Here is a 17,994-nt window from a genome sequence, read left to right as displayed (position 1 = left end):
GCGAAGAGCCTGTGATAATAAAAAACTGGAGTCGATAAGTATGACCAACATCACGAAGAAAACGCTCATTGCCGCCGGCGTTATCGCCGCGCTGGGTATCACAGCAACCACCAGCGCTTTCGCCGCTGACGTCCCGGCGGGCGTGCAGCTGGCCGACAAGCAAGAAATCGTCAAAAACAACGGTTCCGAAGTGCAGTCGCTGGATCCGCACAAAATCGAGGGCGTGCCGGAAAACAACGTCACGCGCGATCTGATGGAAGGCCTGGCGAACAACAGCCCGGACGGTTCCATCGTGCCGGGCGTCGCGGAAAGCTGGGATAACAAGGATTTCAAAGTCTGGACCTTCCACCTGCGTAAAGACGCAAAATGGTCCAACGGCAAGCCGGTGACGGCGCAAGATTTCGTCTACAGTTGGCAGCGCGTGGTGGATCCGAAAACCGCGTCGCCTTACGCCAGCTACCTGCAGTACGCCCATGTGGAAAACGTCGATGACATCATCGCCGGTAAAAAAGACAAGTCGACGCTGGGCGTGAAGGCCATCGACGACCACACCTTCCAGGTGACCCTGAGCGAGCCGGTGCCTTATCTGGTTGAAATGACCCCGCACTACGCCATGAAGCCGGTTTACAAAGACGCGGTGGAGAAGTTTGGCGAGAAGTGGACGCTGCCGGCCAACTACGTCAGCAACGGCGCTTACAAACTGAAAGACTGGATTGTCAACGAACGCATCGTACTGGAACGCAACCCGGAATATTGGGATAACGCCAAAACCATCATCAATAAAGTGACGTTCCTGCCTATTTCGTCGGAAGTGACCGACGTTAACCGCTACCGCACCGGTGAAATCGACATGACTTACAACAACATGCCGATCGAACTGTTCCAGAAGCTGAAAAAAGAGATCCCGAAAGAGGTGCATGTCGATCCTTACCTGTGCACCTATTACTACGAAATCAACAACCAGAAGGCGCCGTTCACCGATGCGCGCGTACGTGAAGCGCTGAAGCTGGGCATGGACCGCGACATCATCGTCAACAAGGTGAAAAACCAGGGCGATCTGCCGGCCTACAGCTTTACGCCGCCATACACCGACGGCGCCAAGCTGACCCCGCCGGAGTGGTTCGGCTGGACGCAGGAAAAACGCAACGAAGTGGCGAAGAAACTGCTGGCGGAAGCCGGCTATGGCCCGGGTAAACCGCTGACCTTCTCCCTGCTGTACAACACTTCAGACCTGCACAAGAAGCTGGCGATCGCCGCCGCCTCCATCTGGAAGAAAAACCTGGGCGTGGACGTGAAGCTGGTGAACCAGGAGTGGAAAACCTTCCTGGATACCCGCCATCAGGGTACCTATGACGTGGCGCGCGCCGGCTGGTGCGCCGACTACAACGAGCCGAGCTCGTTCCTGAACATGATGCTGTCCGACAGCAGCAGTAACACCCCGCACTATAAGAGCGCCGAGTTCGACAAGCTGATGGCCAACGTGTTGACCGCGAAGAGCAAAGACGAGCGCGCCGATCTGTATCAGAAAGCGGAAGTTCAGCTGGATAAAGATTCCGCCATCGTTCCGCTGTATTACTACGTGAACGCCCGTTTGGTGAAACCTTACGTCGGTGGCTACACCGGCAAAGACCCGCTTGATAACGTGTACGACAAAAACCTGTACATCATCAAGCATTGATACGGTAAGAGCCGGCGGCGCAGGCCGCCGGCCCATGTTGAGAATAATAAGCCGTCATCAGGCTGTCGCACAGGGTTAGGGCAATGCTTAAATTTATACTTCGTCGCTTGTTGGAAGCGATCCCGACACTATTTATCCTTATCACCATCTCATTCTTCATGATGCGCCTGGCGCCCGGCAGTCCATTTACCGGGGAACGCGCATTGCCGCCGGAAGTTATGGCGAATATCGAAGCCAAATATCATTTGAACGACCCGATCTGGAAACAGTACGGTCATTATCTGGCGCAGCTTGCGCAGGGAGACTTCGGCCCGTCCTTTAAATACAAGGACTATTCGGTGAACGATCTGGTCGCCAGCTCTTTCCCGGTTTCCGCCAAACTCGGTCTGGCCGCGTTTCTGCTGGCGGTGGTGCTGGGGGTGAGCGCCGGCGTGATCGCCGCGCTGAATCAGAACACCAAATGGGACTACACGGTGATGGGGTTCGCCATGACCGGGGTGGTGATACCCAGTTTCGTGGTGGCGCCGCTGCTGGTACTGATCTTCGCCATCACGCTGAAATGGCTGCCGGGCGGCGGCTGGAACGGCGGCGCGCCTAAGTTCATCATCCTGCCGATGGTGGCGCTGTCGCTGGCCTATATCGCCAGCATCGCCCGTATTACGCGCGGTTCGATGATTGAAGTGCTGCACTCCAACTTCATCCGCACCGCGCGCGCCAAAGGCTTGCCGATGCGTCGCATCATTTTCCGCCACGCGCTGAAGCCGGCGCTGCTGCCGGTGCTGTCCTACATGGGGCCGGCGTTCGTCGGTATCATCACCGGTTCGATGGTGATCGAAACCATCTACGGTCTGCCGGGGATCGGCCAGCTGTTCGTTAACGGCGCGCTGAACCGCGACTACTCCCTGGTGTTGAGCCTGACCATTCTGGTGGGCGCTCTGACCATTCTGTTCAATGCGATCGTCGATGTGCTGTATGCGGTCATCGATCCGAAAATCCGTTATTAATCTGGAGCACGCGAATGATGTTGACTAAAAAGAACAGCGAAGCTCTGGAACACTTCAGCGAGAAGCTGGAAGTGGAAGGACGCAGCCTGTGGCAAGACGCGCGCCGGCGCTTTATGCACAACCGTGCGGCGGTCAGCAGCCTGTTCATTCTGGTGTTGATCACGCTGTTTGTGGTGCTGGCGCCGATGCTGTCGCAGTTTGCCTACGACGATACCGACTGGGCGATGATGTCCGCCGCTCCAAGCCTGGAATCGGGACACTATTTCGGCACCGACTCCTCCGGGCGCGATCTGCTGGTGCGCGTGGCGATCGGCGGGCGCATCTCGCTGATGGTCGGCGTGGCGGCGGCGCTGGTGGCGGTGATCGTCGGCACCCTGTACGGCGCGATGTCCGGTTATCTGGGCGGCAAGATCGACTCGGTGATGATGCGTCTGCTGGAGATCCTCAACTCCTTCCCGTTCATGTTCTTCGTGATCCTGCTGGTGACCTTCTTCGGCCAGAATATCCTGCTCATCTTCGTGGCGATCGGCATGGTGTCGTGGCTGGATATGGCGCGTATCGTGCGCGGCCAAACCCTCGGCCTGAAGCGTAAGGAATTCATCGAAGCGGCGCTGGTGTGCGGCGTCTCCACGCGCAATATCGTGCTGCGGCATATCGTGCCGAACGTGCTCGGCGTGGTGGTGGTGTATGCGTCGCTGCTGGTGCCGAGCATGATCCTGTTCGAATCCTTCCTCAGCTTCCTGGGGTTAGGCACGCAGGAGCCGCTCAGCAGCTGGGGCGCATTGCTTAGCGACGGCGCCAACTCAATGGAAGTTTCACCGTGGTTGCTGCTGTTCCCGGCGGGTTTCCTGGTTGTCACTCTGTTCTGTTTCAACTTTATCGGCGATGGCCTGCGTGACGCCCTCGACCCGAAAGATCGTTAAGGAGTGCAATCATGAGCACCATTGAACATCCTCAACTGCAAACCGGCGCCGGGGTCAAAACGTCGCCACTGCTGGACGTGAAAGACCTGCGCGTCACGTTCTCCACCCCGGACGGCGACGTGACGGCGGTGAACGATCTGAACTTCGACCTGCGCGCCGGCGAAACGCTGGGCATCGTCGGTGAATCCGGTTCCGGCAAATCGCAGACCGCGTTCGCCCTGATGGGGCTGCTGGCCAGCAATGGCCGCATCGGCGGCTCGGCCAAATTCAACGGACGTGAAATCCTCAACCTGCCGGAAAATCAGCTCAACAAGCTGCGGGCCGAAGAAATCTCGATGATCTTCCAGGACCCGATGACCTCGCTCAACCCTTATATGCGCGTTGGCGAACAGCTGATGGAAGTGCTGATGCTGCATAAGAAAATGAGTAAAAGCGAAGCCTTTGAAGAGTCGGTACGCATGCTCGACGCGGTGAAAATGCCGGAAGCGCGCAAGCGTATGCGCATGTATCCGCACGAGTTTTCCGGCGGCATGCGCCAGCGCGTGATGATTGCCATGGCGCTGCTGTGTCGGCCAAAGCTGCTGATCGCCGACGAGCCGACCACCGCGCTGGACGTGACCGTCCAGGCGCAGATCATGACGCTGCTCAACGAGCTGAAGCGCGAGTTCAACACCGCCATCATCATGATCACCCACGACCTGGGTGTGGTGGCCGGCATCTGCAACAAGGTGCTGGTGATGTACGCCGGCCGCACCATGGAATACGGCAGCGCGCGCGAGGTGTTCTACCAGCCGAGCCACCCGTACTCCATCGGCCTGTTGAACGCGGTGCCACGCCTCGACGCCGAAGGCGAAGCGTTGCTGACCATTCCCGGCAATCCGCCGAACCTGCTGCGGTTGCCGAAAGGCTGCCCGTTCCAGCCGCGCTGCCCGTACGCCATGGAGCAGTGCGCGAGCGCTCCGCCGTTGGAGCAATTTGGGGAAGGGCGCCTGCGCGCCTGCTTTAAACCGGTGGAGGCGTTGGTATGACAGCGGTAACCGACAAGAAAGTGCTGCTCGAAGTGGCCGATCTGAAAGTGCACTTCGACATTCATGACGATAAACAGTGGTTCTGGCAGCCGCCGAAAACCCTGAAAGCGGTCGATGGCGTCACGCTGCGGCTGTTCGAGGGGGAAACCCTGGGCGTGGTCGGCGAATCCGGCTGCGGCAAATCCACCTTCGCGCGCGCCATCATCGGCCTGGTGAAGGCCACCAGCGGGCGCGTCGCCTGGCTGGGGAAAGATCTGCTGGGCATGAGCGATGCCGACTGGCGGAAAACCCGCAGCGATATCCAGATGATCTTCCAGGATCCGCTGGCGTCGCTCAACCCGCGCATGACCATCGGCGAGATCATCGCCGAGCCGCTACGCACCTACTACCCAAAAATGCCGCGTCAGGAAGTGAAGGACAAGGTCAAGGCGATGATGCTGAAGGTCGGCCTGCTGCCTAACCTGATCAACCGCTACCCGCACGAGTTCTCCGGCGGCCAGTGCCAGCGTATCGGCATCGCACGCGCGCTGATCCTCGAGCCGAAGCTGGTGATCTGCGACGAGCCGGTCTCCGCGCTGGACGTGTCGATTCAGGCGCAGGTGGTGAACCTGTTGCAGCAGCTGCAGCGCGAGATGGGGCTGTCATTGATCTTTATCGCCCACGATTTGGCGGTGGTGAAGCACATTTCCGATCGCGTGTTGGTGATGTACCTGGGCCATGCGGTGGAGCTGGGCACCTATGACGAGGTGTACCACAATCCGCAGCACCCTTACACCAAAGCGCTGATGTCGGCGGTGCCGATCCCGGATCCGGACAAGGAGAAGGAAAAGCAGATCCAGCTGTTGGAAGGGGAGCTGCCTTCGCCGATCAACCCGCCGACCGGCTGCGTGTTCCGCACCCGCTGCCCGATCGCCGGGCCGGAGTGCGCCAAGACGCGCCCGCTGCTGGAGGGCAGTTTCCGCCACGCAGTGTCCTGCCTGAAGGTCGATCCGCTGTAATCCGCCGCTAGCCGGCAACAAAAAGCCCCGCTGAATGAGCGGGGCTTTTTTTATCCGATGCGCTATCGGCGAATCACTCTTTCCACAGAATGTGGCACAGCTTGTGGTCTTTCTCGCGGCAGATCAGCACGCGGGCGAACACGTCGTTGATCGGCTCGCCGTCGCTGTCCGCCAGACCGATCACCACCTCGGCGAAGAAGTCCGGGTTCAGATCGTAATCCACGTGCTCGCTCCAGTCTTCGGAGGGATCGTACAGTTCGGCGCCGCCGCGCTCTTCAAACTGCAGATTGAACAGCAGAATATCCGCCGGATCCAGATTGTCGCCGGCCAATTCGAGGAAAATGTCGTAGGCCTGTTCCAGCGTTTCGTCTTCGGTAAGGCGGTTATTCAAATCCATAAAAAAATCCTGATAACAAATGATTTGGCGCTATTAAAGCACGCTCGCCGCGGCTTTTACAGCAGCGGGCTGAAAAAGTAGAACAGGCGCTCGACCAGGCGATGCCAGAACGGCCGCTTCAGCCACTCTTTGGCGTTCAGCAGCTGGGAACGGGCGATATAGTCTTCCTGCACGCAGGCCAAATCGCTGCCGAAGCCGTCATCATCGATCACCAGCGTGATCTCGAAATTCAGCCACAGGCTGCGCATATCCAGATTGACGGTGCCGACCAGGCTGAGCTGGCCGTCCACCAGCACGCTCTTGGTGTGAAGCAGACCGCCTTCGAACTGATAGATCTTGACGCCGGCCTCCAGCAGCTCGGAGAAGAACGCGCGGCTGGCCCAGCGCACCATCATCGAATCGTTGTCGCGCGGCACGATGATGCTGACCTCGACGCCGCGCAGGGCGGCGGTGCAGATGGCGTGCAGCAGATCGTCGCTCGGCACGAAGTACGGCGTGGTCATGATCAGCTGCTCGCGCGCGGAATAAACCGCGGTCAGCAGCGCCTGGTGGATCATTTCCTCGGGGAAACCGGGGCCGGAGGCGATCACCTGAATGGTATGGCCGCTCTCCTGCTCGAACGGCATGATGTTGACGTCCGGCGGCGGCGGCAGAATGCGCTTGCCGGTTTCAATCTCCCAGTCGCAGGCATAGACGATGCCCATGGTGGTGGCCACCGGGCCTTCCATGCGCGCCATCAGGTCGATCCACTGGCCGACGCCCGCATCCTGCTTGAAGTAGCGCGGATCGACCATGTTCATGCTGCCGGTATAGGCGATGTAGTTGTCGATCAGCACCACTTTGCGGTGCTGGCGCAGGTCCATGCGGCGCAGGAACACGCGCAGCAGGTTGACCTTCAGCGCTTCGACCACTTCGATGCCGGCGTTGCGCATCATCGCCGGGTAGGGGCTGCGGAAAAATTGCAGGCTGCCGGCGGAGTCGAGCATCAGGCGGCAGTGTACGCCGCGCCGGGCGGCGGCCATCAGCGATTCGGCCACCTGATCGACCAGGCCGCCGGGCTGCCAGATATAGAACACCATTTCAATGTTGTGGCGCGCCAGCTCGATGTCGCGGATCAGCGCTTTCAGCGTGTCGTCGGTGGTGGTGAGCAGCTGTAGCTGGTTGCCCTTGACGCCGTCGATGCCCTGGCGGCGGTTGCAAAGTTGGAACAGCGGTTCGGCGACCTCGCTGTACTCGGTGGCGAAGATGCGGCGGCTCTCTTTCAGCTCCTTCAGCCAGCGCGCGGTCGACGGCCACATGGCTTTGGCGCGCTCGGCCCGGCGCTTGCCCAGATGCAGCTCGCCGAACGATAAATAGGCCACGATGCCGAACAGCGGCAGAATATAGATAACCAGTAGCCAGGCCATGGCAGAGGGAACCGCACGGCGTTTCATCAAAATGCGCATCGTCACGCCGGCGATCAGCAGCCAGTAGCCGAACACCATGAGCCAACTGATTACGGTATAAAATGTTGTCATAAAGGCGAAAAATCCCGTTCGCAAACCACCAATGATGAGTGTACGCACAGATCGGGCAAGGCGAAACCTTTTATCGGCGCTTATGTTACATAAATATGATGAAGTTAAGGCACTTGCTGAAAATGAAAAGGCGGCTTTTGCCCGCGTGGCGCCCGCTGTGCCGCCGATAACTGCGGCTTGGATCACGGGTGGAAAGGGCTATAATGCCCGCGGTTGGCATTAGACGAACGAGTGACGGAATTATGAGACGCAGTAGAAATGAAGTGGGTCGCTGGCGCATGTTGCGGCAGAGCCAACGCCGCCGGCATCGCTGGCTGGAACGCCAGTCGTGCAGCAATCGCCATATTATCCGGGTGCGGCGGCGCCTGGACGATCAGCATCGGCGCGCGCTGCTGTTTGCGGTATCCTGCGAGTGGTAAAACGAAAACAGTCCCGTGAGGGACTGTTTTGTTATGGCGCCTGGGTTATTTGCCCAGATAGGCGTTGAGCATCCAGACCTGTTTTTCCTGCTCTTTGATGTAATCGCTCATCAGCGACGCGGTGCCTTCGTCACCGGCGTCTGCCGCGACCGCGAGCAGCTCACGTTGCTGCTGCAGCAAGATTGAATACCCTTCCAACAGGCCGCGCAGCGTGCCTTTATCATCGGTCACGTTGGTATGTTCCTTGATGTCGGCGGTTTTCAGATAGTCGCTGAAAGCGTGACGCGGCTGCGAGCCCAGCGTCAGAATACGTTCCGCCAGCTCATCCACCTTGGTCAGCAGATCGTTATATGTCTCTTCGAATTTCGCGTGCAGTTCAAAGAACTGCGGGCCGGTAATATTCCAGTGATAGCCGCGCACGTTCATATACAGCACCTGATAGTTCGCCAACAGCGCATTCAGCGCCTCGGCAAGTTTTGCCGATTGTTTACTGTCGAGGCCGATATGGGTTTTCGCTGCTTTCTTTGCCGTTGCCATAATAATCTTCTCCTGATTATTTGTTCCGATAGTAGACAGAATCAATTTCCATAGCTGTTACAGTAACCGGATTTATCGCAGGGTTAAACACGATAACAGGCATTATTGCCATCGCTAAAACCGATGACGATAAATCCGCCGAGCAAATTGCCGAATCAGTTTACGCAGGATCCACAGGCGAAAAAAGCCGCTTTTATCGGTTACTTGCGCAGCGCCAGTTTCACCGCGCCGGCGCCCAGCGCCATTAGCAATGCGGCGGCGATCAGCACCGTAATAAACGCGCGATCAAAGGCCAAGCGCGCCAACTGCGTCAGCTGCTGCGCGCGATCGGCCGCCAGCCCGGCCGCCAGCCGCAGGGCTTCGTCGATGCTGTCGTAGGCCAAATCGCTGACCGGCAGCTCCGCCGGCAGCGCCAGGCTGTGGCTGTAAACCGCCGTCATCAACCCGCCGAGCAGCGTCACGCCCAGCACGCCACCCAGTTCGTAGGAGACGTCTTCGATGGACGCCGCCATGCCGGACTTCTCCTCCGGCGCGTTCAGCATGATGGCGGTAGAAGCGGCGGTGATCACGCCGCCGAGGCCAAAGCCCACCAACGCCAGGCTGACCAATTGCAGCGCCATGCCGCTCTGGTATAACGCGGCAAGACCGGCGATGCCGAGGGTGGTCAGGACAAAACCGCCGAGGATGATGCTGCGTTCGCCGTAGCGTGGCAGCAGCAAACCGGCCATCGGCCCCGCCAGCGCCGAGGCCAGCGGGATCGGCAAAATAAACAGCGCCGCCTGCAGCGGGCTGAGGCCGAGCACCAGCTGCAGGCGTTGGCTGAGCACCAGCTCGACGCCGATCAGCGCCACCATCGACAGCAACGCCACGCCGATGCCGCCTGCGAACAACCGGTTGCGGAACAGGGAGAAATCGATCATCGGGTGGGCGCTGCGCTGCTGACGACGTACGAACAGCACCAGGAACAACACGCCGATCGTGGCCGCCACGAGGAGGGCGATCGCATCAGGCGTCGGTTTGCTCAGTTCCTTCAGCGCATAGATAGCGCCGACCAGGCCAATCATGATCTGCACCGAGCCGACGATGTCCGAAGGGCGTGGGTTATCGCCACCGCAGCGCGGGATCAGTTTCCACGCCAGCGGCCAGACCAGCAGCACGACCGGCACATTGATCAGGAACACCGAACCCCACCAGAAATACTCCAGCAGCAGGCCGCCGACCACCGGGCCGATGGCCGCGCCGCCGGAGGCCACCGAGGCCCAAATGCCGATCGCCAGCGCGCGCTCGCGTTCGTCGGTAAAAACGTGGCGCACGATGGACAGCGTGGCGGGCATCATCATTGCCGCGCCAACGGCGAGGAACACCCGGGCGGCGATCAGCCACTCGGCGGTGGGCGAGAACGCGGCGCACAGCGAAGCGACGGCAAATACCGGCAGCCCGGCGAGAAACAGCCGTTTATGACCGATGCGATCGCTCAGCATGCCGGCGCCGGGCAGCAGGCCGGCCACCACCAGCGGATAGGCGTTGACGATCCAGAGTTTTTGCGAGGCGCTGGCGTCCAGCGCCTGGGTTAAGCGCGGCAGGGCGGTATATAACACCGTCATATCGATGACGATCAGGAACAGGGCGCTGGCGACCATCGTCAGGATCAACCAGCGGTTCTTGGCGTACATAATTCATATCCAGTTAACGTGGGCGGCGCGGAGGCGCCGCCATTCGGGTAAGCCACCGGCGACGCCGGGTGGTATACTGATGATAATATATATCCATACGTTCGTATTGAAAAGAAGGGTTTCTTAATGGGACGTCAACGCATCATCGATCGCGACAAGGTTTTGGACACCGCCGAAGAGATCGTCGCCACCCAGGGCGCCGCCGGCTTGACCATCGACGCCGTTGCCAAAGCGATGGGGATCTCCAAGGGCGGGGTGCAGTATTGCTTCGGCAGCAAAGATGCGCTTATCGATGCCATGTTCGATCGCTGGGGCAGTGCCTACGAGACGCTGTTCGCCGCTATCGCCGGCGACGATCCTTCGCCGCAGACCGCCGTGCGGGCGCATATGCTGGCCACCCACAGTTCGGATCAGACCGCCAGCGCCAAGGCCGCCGGGCTGATGGCGACGCTGATTCAAACGCCGGAGCATCTGGCGAGCACGCGCGAATGGTATCGCAGCCGCATCGCAGGTTTGGATTTGACGACGGAAGAAGGCAAGCGCGCGCGCCTGGCGTTTCTCGCCACCGAAGGCGCCTTTATGCTGCGTTACTTTGGTTTGATGGATATCAGCCAGGCGGAATGGGAAACGATGTTCACCGATATGCAGGCGTTGATTTTAACTGAGGGTGCCTATCGCACTGATAGCTAGCAAAGCCCGCAGTGAAAGGCGTATGTTTATCGAACAAGATATTCCCTCGAAGAACCTTTAAGCCAGCCACTCCGTGCTGGCTTTTTTTTGCAGGCAAGCGCCCTGGCGGGGCCCCCTGGAGCCAGGGGGCGGGGGGATTATTTCCGGGCGTCCAACAGCGCTTGGGCGTTCTCTGCGGTAACGACGGTCCACGGAATGTAGTAATGCTTCTGCGTGCCGCCCTCCCATTTCAGATCCTTGGCGTACTGCTTCCAGATATCCGACTGCGGTTGATAGCTTTCACCTTTCACGGCGCGCAGCGCGACGTCGATGGAACCCTGCATCTGGCCTTTGGCATCTTGCAGGATAGAGACCATTTCACCGGCCTGCACCGCATGAATCGCGTCGGAAACGCCGTCAACGCCGGCAATCGCGAAGTCCTTCACATTCAGGCCGGCGCCTTTAATCGCCTCGATAGCGCCCAGTGCCATCTCGTCGTTTTGGCCGATCACGCCGTTGATTTTACCCCGGTGTTTCTGCAGCCAGTTTTCCATCAGCGGCTGCGCTTCCGCACGTGACCAGTTGGCCGTTTTGCGCTCAAGTACCGTGACCTGGCCGGCGCCGCACTCGGCAATCGCTTTATCATTGCCCTTACCGCGCTGGATCTCGCCGCTGCCGCCTTTCGGGCCTTCGATAATCACCACGTTCACTTTGTGGTTCTTGCAGTCGAGTTTATCCAGTACGGCTTTGGCTTCCAGATACCCCCCAACTCGTCATTAGACACCACTTCAGACGTCATCGCGTCCGTGTTCAGGCGCGCGTTGGTGACCACCACCGGGATTTTGGCTTCGTTGGCATTGGTGACGATATCGATATTGGCCTCAAAATCCATAGGGTTGACGATAATGGCATCGGCGCGCGTCTGGATAGCGGTGGCGGCCTGATCGTTTTGCACCGATGCATCATAACGCCCATCGTAGAAGGTCAGCACGGCTTCGCCGCTTTTCACCGCCGGGTGTTCCTTGCCGAACCTTTCCATCAATTGCACGAACTCGGCTTTGTTGCCGTACATCAATACCGCGATTTTCACCGGGGCGGCCTGAGCTGCCGACAGGCTGCCCAGCATCAGGGCAGAGGCAAACAACGCTATCTTGGTCTTATTCATGGTTTTCTCCTGGTAGAGTTGGGTCTGATGTTATTAATCGCGCTGTTGCTTACGCGAGGGGTCGAGCAAGACGGCAAGGACGATCAATGCGCCTTTGATAATTTGTTGGTAATACGATTGCACGCCGAGCAGATCGAGGCCGTTATTCATCACCCCGATAATCAGCACGCCGAAGAAGGTGCCGACCAGCGTACCGACGCCGCCGGCCATGCTGGTGCCGCCTATCACTACCGCCGCGATGGCGTCCAGCTCATACCCTGCGCCGGCGTTGGTCTGCGCCGAGCCGGTGCGCGCCGTGAGGATCAGGCCGGCGATGCCGGCCAGCGCGCCGCACAGCGTATACACCAGTATTTTGATGCGAGTGACGTTGATCCCCGAGGTGCGCGCGCTTTTCGGGTTGCCGCCGACGGCGTAGATGTAGCGCCCGAAGAGGGTTTTATTCAGCACGAGCCAGGCGAGGGCGAACAGCACGATGAAGATGATGACGGGCACCGGAACGCCGCCGACATAGCCATTGCCTAACCAGCGGAAATCGCTGTTCAATTGCGATACCGGATTGCCGTTGGTGGTCAACATGGTTAAACCGCGCGCCGCGGAGAGCATGCCCATGGTGACGATAAACGGCTGCAGCCGGTAGCGTGCTAACACGGTGCCGTTCACCAGGCCGCAAACGATGCCGATGCCCAGCGCCACAATCAGCGGCGCCATGACGGCGGTCGCGGTGTCGCCGATAGCCAATCCGTTGTTGTTGGTGGCGAAGCGGGCGGCGACGATCCCGCTTAAGGCCAGCACCGAGCCCACGGAGAGATCGACGCCGGCCGTAATGATGACAAAGGTCATGCCGATGGCCAGAATGCCGTTGATCGAGACCTGGCGCAGGACGATCAGGGTGTTTTCATTGCTGAGAAAATAGTTGCTGCTCCAGGCCCCCTGAGCGACCTGATATTCGCCAATCAGCGCCACGATCAGGCACAGGGCGAAAAAGGCGATGATAATGCCGTACTTGTGCATACGGCGCTTATTGCGGGTGAAAAATGAAATTCCTGGTGATAAGGAGTGGGCGCTGCTCATTTTTTTTCTCTCTCTGTTAAACCGCAAGTTTCATCAGTGCTGCCTGGGTCGCATCGGCTGCCGAAAGCTCGCCGGCCAACTGCCCATCACGAAACACCAATATGCGATCGCTCATGCCGATAATTTCCGAAAGCTCGGAGGAAACCATAATGATCCCTTTGTTTTGCAGGGCGAACTCCGACATAAATCGATAGATCTCTTTCTTGGCCCCAACGTCGATACCGCGCGTCGGCTCGTCGAGCAGCAAAACCTCCGGATCCAGCAGCGCCCAACGGCCCAGCACGACCTTTTGCTGGTTGCCGCCGCTCAGGTTGCCCACCGGCTGTTCGCCATCGTGGGTTTTAACGTTGAAGCGCTGGATCATGTCGCGGGTCCGCGCCTGCTCCCGTTTCTCGCTGACAAACCCCATCCGGCTGATGGCGGCAAAAGAGGCGATATTGATGTTTTCACTGACGGAACGGCACAGCACCAGGCCGGTTTCCTTGCGATCTTCCGTCACGTAGGCAATGCCGCTGTCGATGGCCTTGCGCGGAGAATGGCGGTTCAACGTCTTGTCACCCAAGCGAATCGTGCCGCTGTCGGCATGCTGAATGCCGAAGATAAGATCGAGAAACTCGCTGCGGCCCGAGCCCACCAGCCCATAGATGCCCAGGATCTCTCCGTGCTTCAGTTGCAGGCTGATATCTTTTATCTTGCTGCGCCAACACAGGTTGTTGACCTCCAGCAAGACCTCTTCGCCGGGCTGATTGAATTTGGCGAACTCGCTGTCGTACTCGCCGCCAATAATGTGTTCGATCAGCTGCTCACGGGTGATGTCGGCGATATAGCCTTCATGGATATAAGCGCCGTCGCGGAAGATGGTGTAGCTGTCCGCAATTTGGAATATCTCTGACAAACGGTGAGAGACGTAGATAATGCCTTTACCTTTTGCCGCCAGTTGCTGAAGCGTCTGAAAGATTTTTTGCGCATCCTCTTCGCCAATCGCCGAGGTGGGTTCATCCATGATGATGATGTCGGCATTGGCATGCGACAGCGCCTTGGCGATCTCGACCAGCTGCTGCTCGGCGACGCTCAGGTTGCGCATTTTTTCTCGGGCGTCGATCTTGAAATCAAGCTCTTCAAGCAGGCGGGTCGTGCGCTGATTGAGCGTTGCGAAATCCACGAACCCCAGGCGTCTCGGCTCGCGGCCCAGCCAAATGTTTTCGGCCACCGTCAGATCCGGGATCGCGCTCAGTTCCTGCTGCACGATGGCGATGCCGGCATTGAGGGCTTCCCGAGGATGATGAAATTCGCAGCGTTGACCATTGATAAAAATGTCGCCGCCATCGGGTTGAATAAAGCCCATCAGAATGCTGAGAAAGGTGGATTTACCCGCGCCGTTGCCGCCGCACAGGGCATGGATGGATCCGCGCCGCAGGCAAAACTCCGCATTCTTCAGCGCCACGACCGGGCCAAAGGCTTTCCTGACGCCGCTGACCTCCAGCAGATAGGCGGGCGCTGGCGTATGGGGATCTCGCGTCACAGTTGCACCTCCGGGTAGGTCTGCTGCAAGCGTTGCAGGTACCGTTGATAAAGCGTTTCGTATTGCGCCCGTCTGCCGGCGTTTGGCCGTGTGCGCGTGGCCTCATCCAGCGCAACGAAGCGTTGGCACAGTTCGGCCAGCAACGCGCCGGCGTTCCGGCGCGGATCGTCGGCCAACATCGTCGCCCACATCGCCTGAACGGCGCCGCCCAGCGCGGCGGTCTCTTTGGCTTTCAGACAGACCACCGGGCACCCCATTACGTCCGCGACGATTTGTCGCCAGGCGGCGCTGCGGGCGCCGCCGCCGGTGAGGCGGATCTCGCGCGCTTCGATGCCCTGACGGCGAAACAGCTCGATGCCGTAGCGCAGGCCGTAGGTGGCGCTTTCGACCACCGCCAGGCAAAGATTGGCGCGGGTAAAGTTGTCGCTATCGAGGTTATGCAGGCTGGCGCGCGCGTGGGGCAGCGGCGGAACGCGTTCGCCGTTGAAGAACGGCAGCATCTCGACACCGCCTGCGCCGGGCGAGGCCTGCGCCAATAAACCGTTAAAGCCGGCAAGGTCTTCGTTCAGCAGCGTTTGTACCGCAGTGGTGGCCGAGGTGACATTCATGGTGCAAATCAAGGGCAGCCACCCGTTGGTGCTGGAGCAGAAGCCGGCAATCATGTCCGATTCCGCCGTGACGGGGGCGGCGGACCAGGCGAACAGCGTGCCGGAGGTGCCCAGGCTCAGGGTGAGGGTGCCGGCCTCGATGTTGCCGGAACCGATGGCCGCCATCATGTTGTCGCCGCCGCCGGTCGAGACCCGAACTGCCGGGCCGAGGCCGAGTTTTTCCGCCGCGGCGGGGCGCACCGTGCCGATGCAGCAGTCCGCGCTTTTGAGCGGCGGCAGGGCATGCCACAGGCGGCCGCTGTCGTCGATGAGATCGACGGCGGTTTTGCTCCAGCGACGGGTGCGCACATCGAACAACCCGGTGCCGGAAGCGTCGCCATATTCCGCTACGCGCTCCCCGGTCAGCCAGAAGTTCAAGTAGTCATGGGGCAGCAGCACGGTGTGCAGTTGTGCCCACAACGCCGGATGGTGCGTCTTGAACCAAAGGATTTTTGACGCGGTATAGCCGGTGGCGATCCGCAGGCCGAGTGTTTCCAGCGAGCCGTTGGCCCCGCCGAGCTGTTGCAGGAGCCGTTCGTTTTCTTCCGCGGTTTCGGTATCGCACCACAGCTTGACGCTGTGCAGCACGTTACCGTCTGCGTCCAACGGCACAAACCCATGTTGTTGGCCAGAGACCCCCAGAGCATGAATCTCCCGCGCATCAACGCCGGCGTTAGTCACGGCTTGGCGAAAAGCGATGACTAACGCCTCAATCCACCAGTCGGCCTCTTGTTCGCGCCGGCCATTGGCTTGGCTGATGAGACGGTGAGGGGCATTGCCCTCACCGAGGATCGCGCCCTGTGTGCTGTCGACAATCACGACTTTCGTGCCTTGCGTACCGCAGTCTATGCCAGCATAGAGCGTCATAGGATTACTCCATCTCCAGCATGATTTTGATGTCTGAGGCATGTCCTGCCGCCGCGCGCTCGAAGGCGGCCACGCTGTCGGAGAACTTGTAGGTTTGGCTTATCAACGGTTGGACGCGCAACTTGCCGCTGCTCAACAGCCTCAGCGTGCGCGGGTACATGTTGGCGTAGCGGAAAATGGTCTTGAAGGTGATTTCCTTGGCCTGCGCGGCGACGATATCCATCGGCGCGGCATCGATCGGCATACCGACCAACACCGCGGTCGCCCCTGGCGCCGCATGTTCGGCCAGCGTTGCGATAGCCGGTTTTGCGCCGCTGCATTCAAATACGACATCGGCGCCATTGCCGCTGGTGAGCGCGGCCACTTTCCCTGCCAGGTCGCCGGTTTTGATATTGACGGCGTGCAGCCCCTCGTAACTGGCCGCTACGGCGAGTTTCTCGTCAAACAGGTCGCAAATAATGACGTCCGAGCAGCCGCCCGCCAGCGCCGCGAGGGCGGTGACCACGCCGATCGGCCCGGCGCCGATCACCAGGGCGATATCGCCGGGTTTGATCCCGGCTTTGGTGGCCGCTTGCATGCCGATGGCTAAGGGTTCCACCATGGCGCCCTCAGCGAAACTGACGTTGTCCGGCAATTTGAACGTGAAGGCGGCAGGGTGGATGACGGTTTCGCGCAGGCAGCCGTGCACCGGCGGCGTCGCCCAGAAGCGAACGGCCGGGTCAAGGTTGTAAATACCGGCGCGCGTCTGCGCCGAGTTGAGATCGGGAATGCCGGGCTCCATGCAAACGCGATCGCCGACGCTGAGGTGAGTGACGTTTTTACCTGTCGCGAGCACCACGCCGGAGGCTTCATGACCGAGCACCATCGGGGCGTTAACCACGAATGGGCCAATGCGGCCATGCTGGTAATAGTGCACATCACTGCCGCAGATGCCTACGGAATGAATTTTTATCTGTACATCATCGGGCCCCAGCGTTTCGGCAAGCTGGACGTCCTCGATAGCGATTTCCCCCGCTTTGGCCAACACTAATGCTTTCATATTGCCTCCTGGTGAATCATTTTTATGGTAACGGTATCATTTCAATGCGGCGATAGTGAGCCAAAGCGAGTGGCTAAACTGTGATCAATGTTGGAATTACTCGACGGGGGTTAATTTCGCTGGTGGGTTGTTATTCAATATGGGGATAGCGATCACAAAATCGGCGGGGCAATGACGGTTTTAATATCAGCATGCTGATATCGATACCGTTACTTTGCAGGGGAAATGATGAACAAACAACAAGGTGCCATAGCCGCTACGCTGGAATATTTGCGCGAGGCGGACATTGTTTTGACCGAAGAAGAACAGCAACGTATTGAAATTGCCACGTTTGGTCTGGATGACTATCCCGTGTCAGGGCTGCAGCTGCTGACCTACGTCAACTCACCGCGGTATTGTGCGAAAGAGTTGGTGCTGTTTCCGGGGCAAACCTGCCCGGAACATTTGCATCCTCCTTTCGCCGGTACGCCCGGCAAGCAAGAGACGTTCCGCTGCCGTTGGGGAGAGGTGTTTCTGTTTGTCGATGATGAAAACCTGACGCTTAATGACGCCGGCGGCCAACCGGTATGCCGGGTGCCAGAGGGCGCGGAGCCGTGGTATACCTGCAATCGCTATATCCTCCTGCGGCCTGGCGAACAATACACCATCGCGCCCAATACCCGGCACTGGTTTCAGGCTGGAAAGCGGGGGGCGGTTGTGTCCGAGTTCTCTTCCGAGAGCCGTGACGAGCTGGATATCTTTACCGATCCCCGGATTAACCGCCTGGCAGGGCGTAAACCATTAGCACCACGATGAAAGTTCTGTCATGATGTTGTCAATGGTACAAAATGATACTCTAAG

At 59.3% G+C, this 17,994-nt stretch carries 16 protein-coding genes and 1 pseudogene; 8 read left to right on the top strand and 9 right to left on the bottom strand.

Annotated features, from left to right (window positions below; translation table 11 throughout):
• Positions 1-40 precede the first annotated feature (40 nt).
• From oppA to oppF, 5 genes are all read left to right on the top strand, one after another.
• Entirely contained in the window at positions 41-1,678 is a 1,638-nt protein-coding gene (gene oppA, locus ACUTSC_RS21515; RefSeq protein ID WP_025303074.1) for an oligopeptide ABC transporter substrate-binding protein OppA, read from the top strand.
• Positions 1,679-1,761: 83 nt separating this feature from the next.
• Positions 1,762-2,682 carry an oligopeptide ABC transporter permease OppB gene (gene oppB, locus ACUTSC_RS21510; RefSeq protein ID WP_004932150.1) on the top strand — a complete coding sequence of 307 codons (921 nt, stop codon included), beginning with the start codon at positions 1,762-1,764 and terminating at the stop codon, positions 2,680-2,682.
• A gap of 14 nt (positions 2,683-2,696) precedes the next feature.
• Positions 2,697-3,605, top strand: a complete 909-nt coding sequence (gene oppC / locus ACUTSC_RS21505) for an oligopeptide ABC transporter permease OppC (RefSeq protein WP_025303073.1) — start codon at positions 2,697-2,699, stop codon at positions 3,603-3,605.
• Positions 3,606-3,616: 11 nt separating this feature from the next.
• Positions 3,617-4,633, top strand: coding sequence for an ABC transporter ATP-binding protein (locus ACUTSC_RS21500; RefSeq protein ID WP_033634782.1), 1,017 nt, complete (start codon positions 3,617-3,619; stop codon positions 4,631-4,633).
• The gene (gene oppF, locus ACUTSC_RS21495) at positions 4,630-5,631 is read left to right on the top strand and encodes a murein tripeptide/oligopeptide ABC transporter ATP binding protein OppF (RefSeq protein WP_025303071.1); all 1,002 of its coding nucleotides are present in this window, start codon (positions 4,630-4,632) and stop codon (positions 5,629-5,631) included. The genes ACUTSC_RS21500 and oppF overlap by 4 nt, the downstream gene beginning before the upstream one ends.
• Before the next feature lie 73 nt (positions 5,632-5,704).
• Here the strand turns inward: oppF and ACUTSC_RS21490 are convergent, their stop codons facing one another.
• Both ACUTSC_RS21490 and cls read right to left on the bottom strand, forming a co-directional pair.
• Positions 5,705-6,028 (bottom strand): HI1450 family dsDNA-mimic protein, encoded by a 324-nt coding sequence (locus tag ACUTSC_RS21490; protein WP_004932139.1) that lies wholly within the window; start codon positions 6,026-6,028, stop codon positions 5,705-5,707.
• A gap of 56 nt (positions 6,029-6,084) precedes the next feature.
• The gene (gene cls / locus ACUTSC_RS21485; protein ID WP_038877257.1) at positions 6,085-7,545 is read right to left on the bottom strand and encodes a cardiolipin synthase; all 1,461 of its coding nucleotides are present in this window, start codon (positions 7,543-7,545) and stop codon (positions 6,085-6,087) included.
• A 242-nt stretch (positions 7,546-7,787) separates the two neighbouring features.
• Between cls and ACUTSC_RS21480 the strand changes: the two genes are divergently transcribed.
• Positions 7,788-7,964, top strand: a complete 177-nt coding sequence (locus ACUTSC_RS21480; protein WP_025159792.1) for a YciY family protein — start codon at positions 7,788-7,790, stop codon at positions 7,962-7,964.
• Between the two features lie 45 nt (positions 7,965-8,009).
• Here the strand turns inward: ACUTSC_RS21480 and ACUTSC_RS21475 are convergent, their stop codons facing one another.
• The gene (locus ACUTSC_RS21475) at positions 8,010-8,501 is read right to left on the bottom strand and encodes a Dps family protein (protein WP_039565820.1); all 492 of its coding nucleotides are present in this window, start codon (positions 8,499-8,501) and stop codon (positions 8,010-8,012) included.
• A gap of 200 nt (positions 8,502-8,701) precedes the next feature.
• Positions 8,702-10,174 carry a multidrug efflux MFS transporter SmfY gene (gene smfY / locus ACUTSC_RS21470; RefSeq protein WP_197767381.1) on the bottom strand — a complete coding sequence of 491 codons (1,473 nt, stop codon included), beginning with the start codon at positions 10,172-10,174 and terminating at the stop codon, positions 8,702-8,704.
• Between the two features lie 126 nt (positions 10,175-10,300).
• On the opposite strand from smfY, the gene ACUTSC_RS21465 reads away from it, so the two are divergent.
• Positions 10,301-10,864 carry a TetR family transcriptional regulator gene (locus ACUTSC_RS21465; protein ID WP_197767380.1) on the top strand — a complete coding sequence of 188 codons (564 nt, stop codon included), beginning with the start codon at positions 10,301-10,303 and terminating at the stop codon, positions 10,862-10,864.
• A gap of 137 nt (positions 10,865-11,001) precedes the next feature.
• On the opposite strand, the pseudogene ACUTSC_RS21460 reads toward ACUTSC_RS21465, so the two are convergent.
• The 5 genes and pseudogenes from ACUTSC_RS21460 to ACUTSC_RS21440 form a co-directional block, all read right to left on the bottom strand.
• Positions 11,002-12,008 (bottom strand): annotated as a pseudogene (locus ACUTSC_RS21460) (substrate-binding domain-containing protein).
• 33 nt (positions 12,009-12,041) lie between these two features.
• Positions 12,042-13,019, bottom strand: a complete 978-nt coding sequence (locus tag ACUTSC_RS21455) for an ABC transporter permease (protein ID WP_443006777.1) — start codon at positions 13,017-13,019, stop codon at positions 12,042-12,044.
• A gap of 76 nt (positions 13,020-13,095) precedes the next feature.
• Entirely contained in the window at positions 13,096-14,601 is a 1,506-nt protein-coding gene (locus ACUTSC_RS21450; RefSeq protein WP_443003121.1) for a sugar ABC transporter ATP-binding protein, read from the bottom strand.
• Positions 14,598-16,115 (bottom strand): xylulokinase, encoded by a 1,518-nt coding sequence (gene xylB / locus ACUTSC_RS21445; RefSeq protein WP_197767377.1) that lies wholly within the window; start codon positions 16,113-16,115, stop codon positions 14,598-14,600. The genes ACUTSC_RS21450 and xylB overlap by 4 nt, the downstream gene beginning before the upstream one ends.
• A gap of 4 nt (positions 16,116-16,119) precedes the next feature.
• Complete coding sequence (locus ACUTSC_RS21440; protein ID WP_197773322.1) at positions 16,120-17,154, bottom strand: NAD(P)-dependent alcohol dehydrogenase; 1,035 nt, start codon at positions 17,152-17,154, stop codon at positions 16,120-16,122.
• Between the two features lie 228 nt (positions 17,155-17,382).
• On the opposite strand from ACUTSC_RS21440, the gene ACUTSC_RS21435 reads away from it, so the two are divergent.
• Entirely contained in the window at positions 17,383-17,949 is a 567-nt protein-coding gene (locus tag ACUTSC_RS21435) for a D-lyxose/D-mannose family sugar isomerase (protein WP_197767423.1), read from the top strand.
• Positions 17,950-17,994 lie beyond the last annotated feature (45 nt).

This window comes from Serratia sp. TSA_105.2 (assembly GCF_052692115.1).
This window is presented reverse-complemented; position numbering and strand designations above follow the sequence as displayed.

What these genes read in the sequence shown, in the direction of transcription:
- ACUTSC_RS21490 (WP_004932139.1), bottom strand. Translation starts at nt 6,028, where the DNA reads ATGGATTTGAATAACCGCCTTACCGAAGACGAAACGCTGGAACAGGCC.
- ACUTSC_RS21455 (WP_443006777.1), bottom strand. Translation starts at nt 13,019, where the DNA reads ATGCACAAGTACGGCATTATCATCGCCTTTTTCGCCCTGTGCCTGATC.
- oppB (WP_004932150.1), top strand. Translation starts at nt 1,762, where the DNA reads ATGCTTAAATTTATACTTCGTCGCTTGTTGGAAGCGATCCCGACACTA.
- ACUTSC_RS21465 (WP_197767380.1), top strand. Translation starts at nt 10,301, where the DNA reads ATGGGACGTCAACGCATCATCGATCGCGACAAGGTTTTGGACACCGCC.
- ACUTSC_RS21435 (WP_197767423.1), top strand. Translation starts at nt 17,383, where the DNA reads ATGAACAAACAACAAGGTGCCATAGCCGCTACGCTGGAATATTTGCGC.
- ACUTSC_RS21500 (WP_033634782.1), top strand. Translation starts at nt 3,617, where the DNA reads ATGAGCACCATTGAACATCCTCAACTGCAAACCGGCGCCGGGGTCAAA.
- oppA (WP_025303074.1), top strand. Translation starts at nt 41, where the DNA reads ATGACCAACATCACGAAGAAAACGCTCATTGCCGCCGGCGTTATCGCC.
- cls (WP_038877257.1), bottom strand. Translation starts at nt 7,545, where the DNA reads ATGACAACATTTTATACCGTAATCAGTTGGCTCATGGTGTTCGGCTAC.
- smfY (WP_197767381.1), bottom strand. Translation starts at nt 10,174, where the DNA reads ATGTACGCCAAGAACCGCTGGTTGATCCTGACGATGGTCGCCAGCGCC.
- ACUTSC_RS21480 (WP_025159792.1), top strand. Translation starts at nt 7,788, where the DNA reads ATGAGACGCAGTAGAAATGAAGTGGGTCGCTGGCGCATGTTGCGGCAG.
- oppC (WP_025303073.1), top strand. Translation starts at nt 2,697, where the DNA reads ATGATGTTGACTAAAAAGAACAGCGAAGCTCTGGAACACTTCAGCGAG.
- oppF (WP_025303071.1), top strand. Translation starts at nt 4,630, where the DNA reads ATGACAGCGGTAACCGACAAGAAAGTGCTGCTCGAAGTGGCCGATCTG.
- xylB (WP_197767377.1), bottom strand. Translation starts at nt 16,115, where the DNA reads ATGACGCTCTATGCTGGCATAGACTGCGGTACGCAAGGCACGAAAGTC.
- ACUTSC_RS21440 (WP_197773322.1), bottom strand. Translation starts at nt 17,154, where the DNA reads ATGAAAGCATTAGTGTTGGCCAAAGCGGGGGAAATCGCTATCGAGGAC.
- ACUTSC_RS21475 (WP_039565820.1), bottom strand. Translation starts at nt 8,501, where the DNA reads ATGGCAACGGCAAAGAAAGCAGCGAAAACCCATATCGGCCTCGACAGT.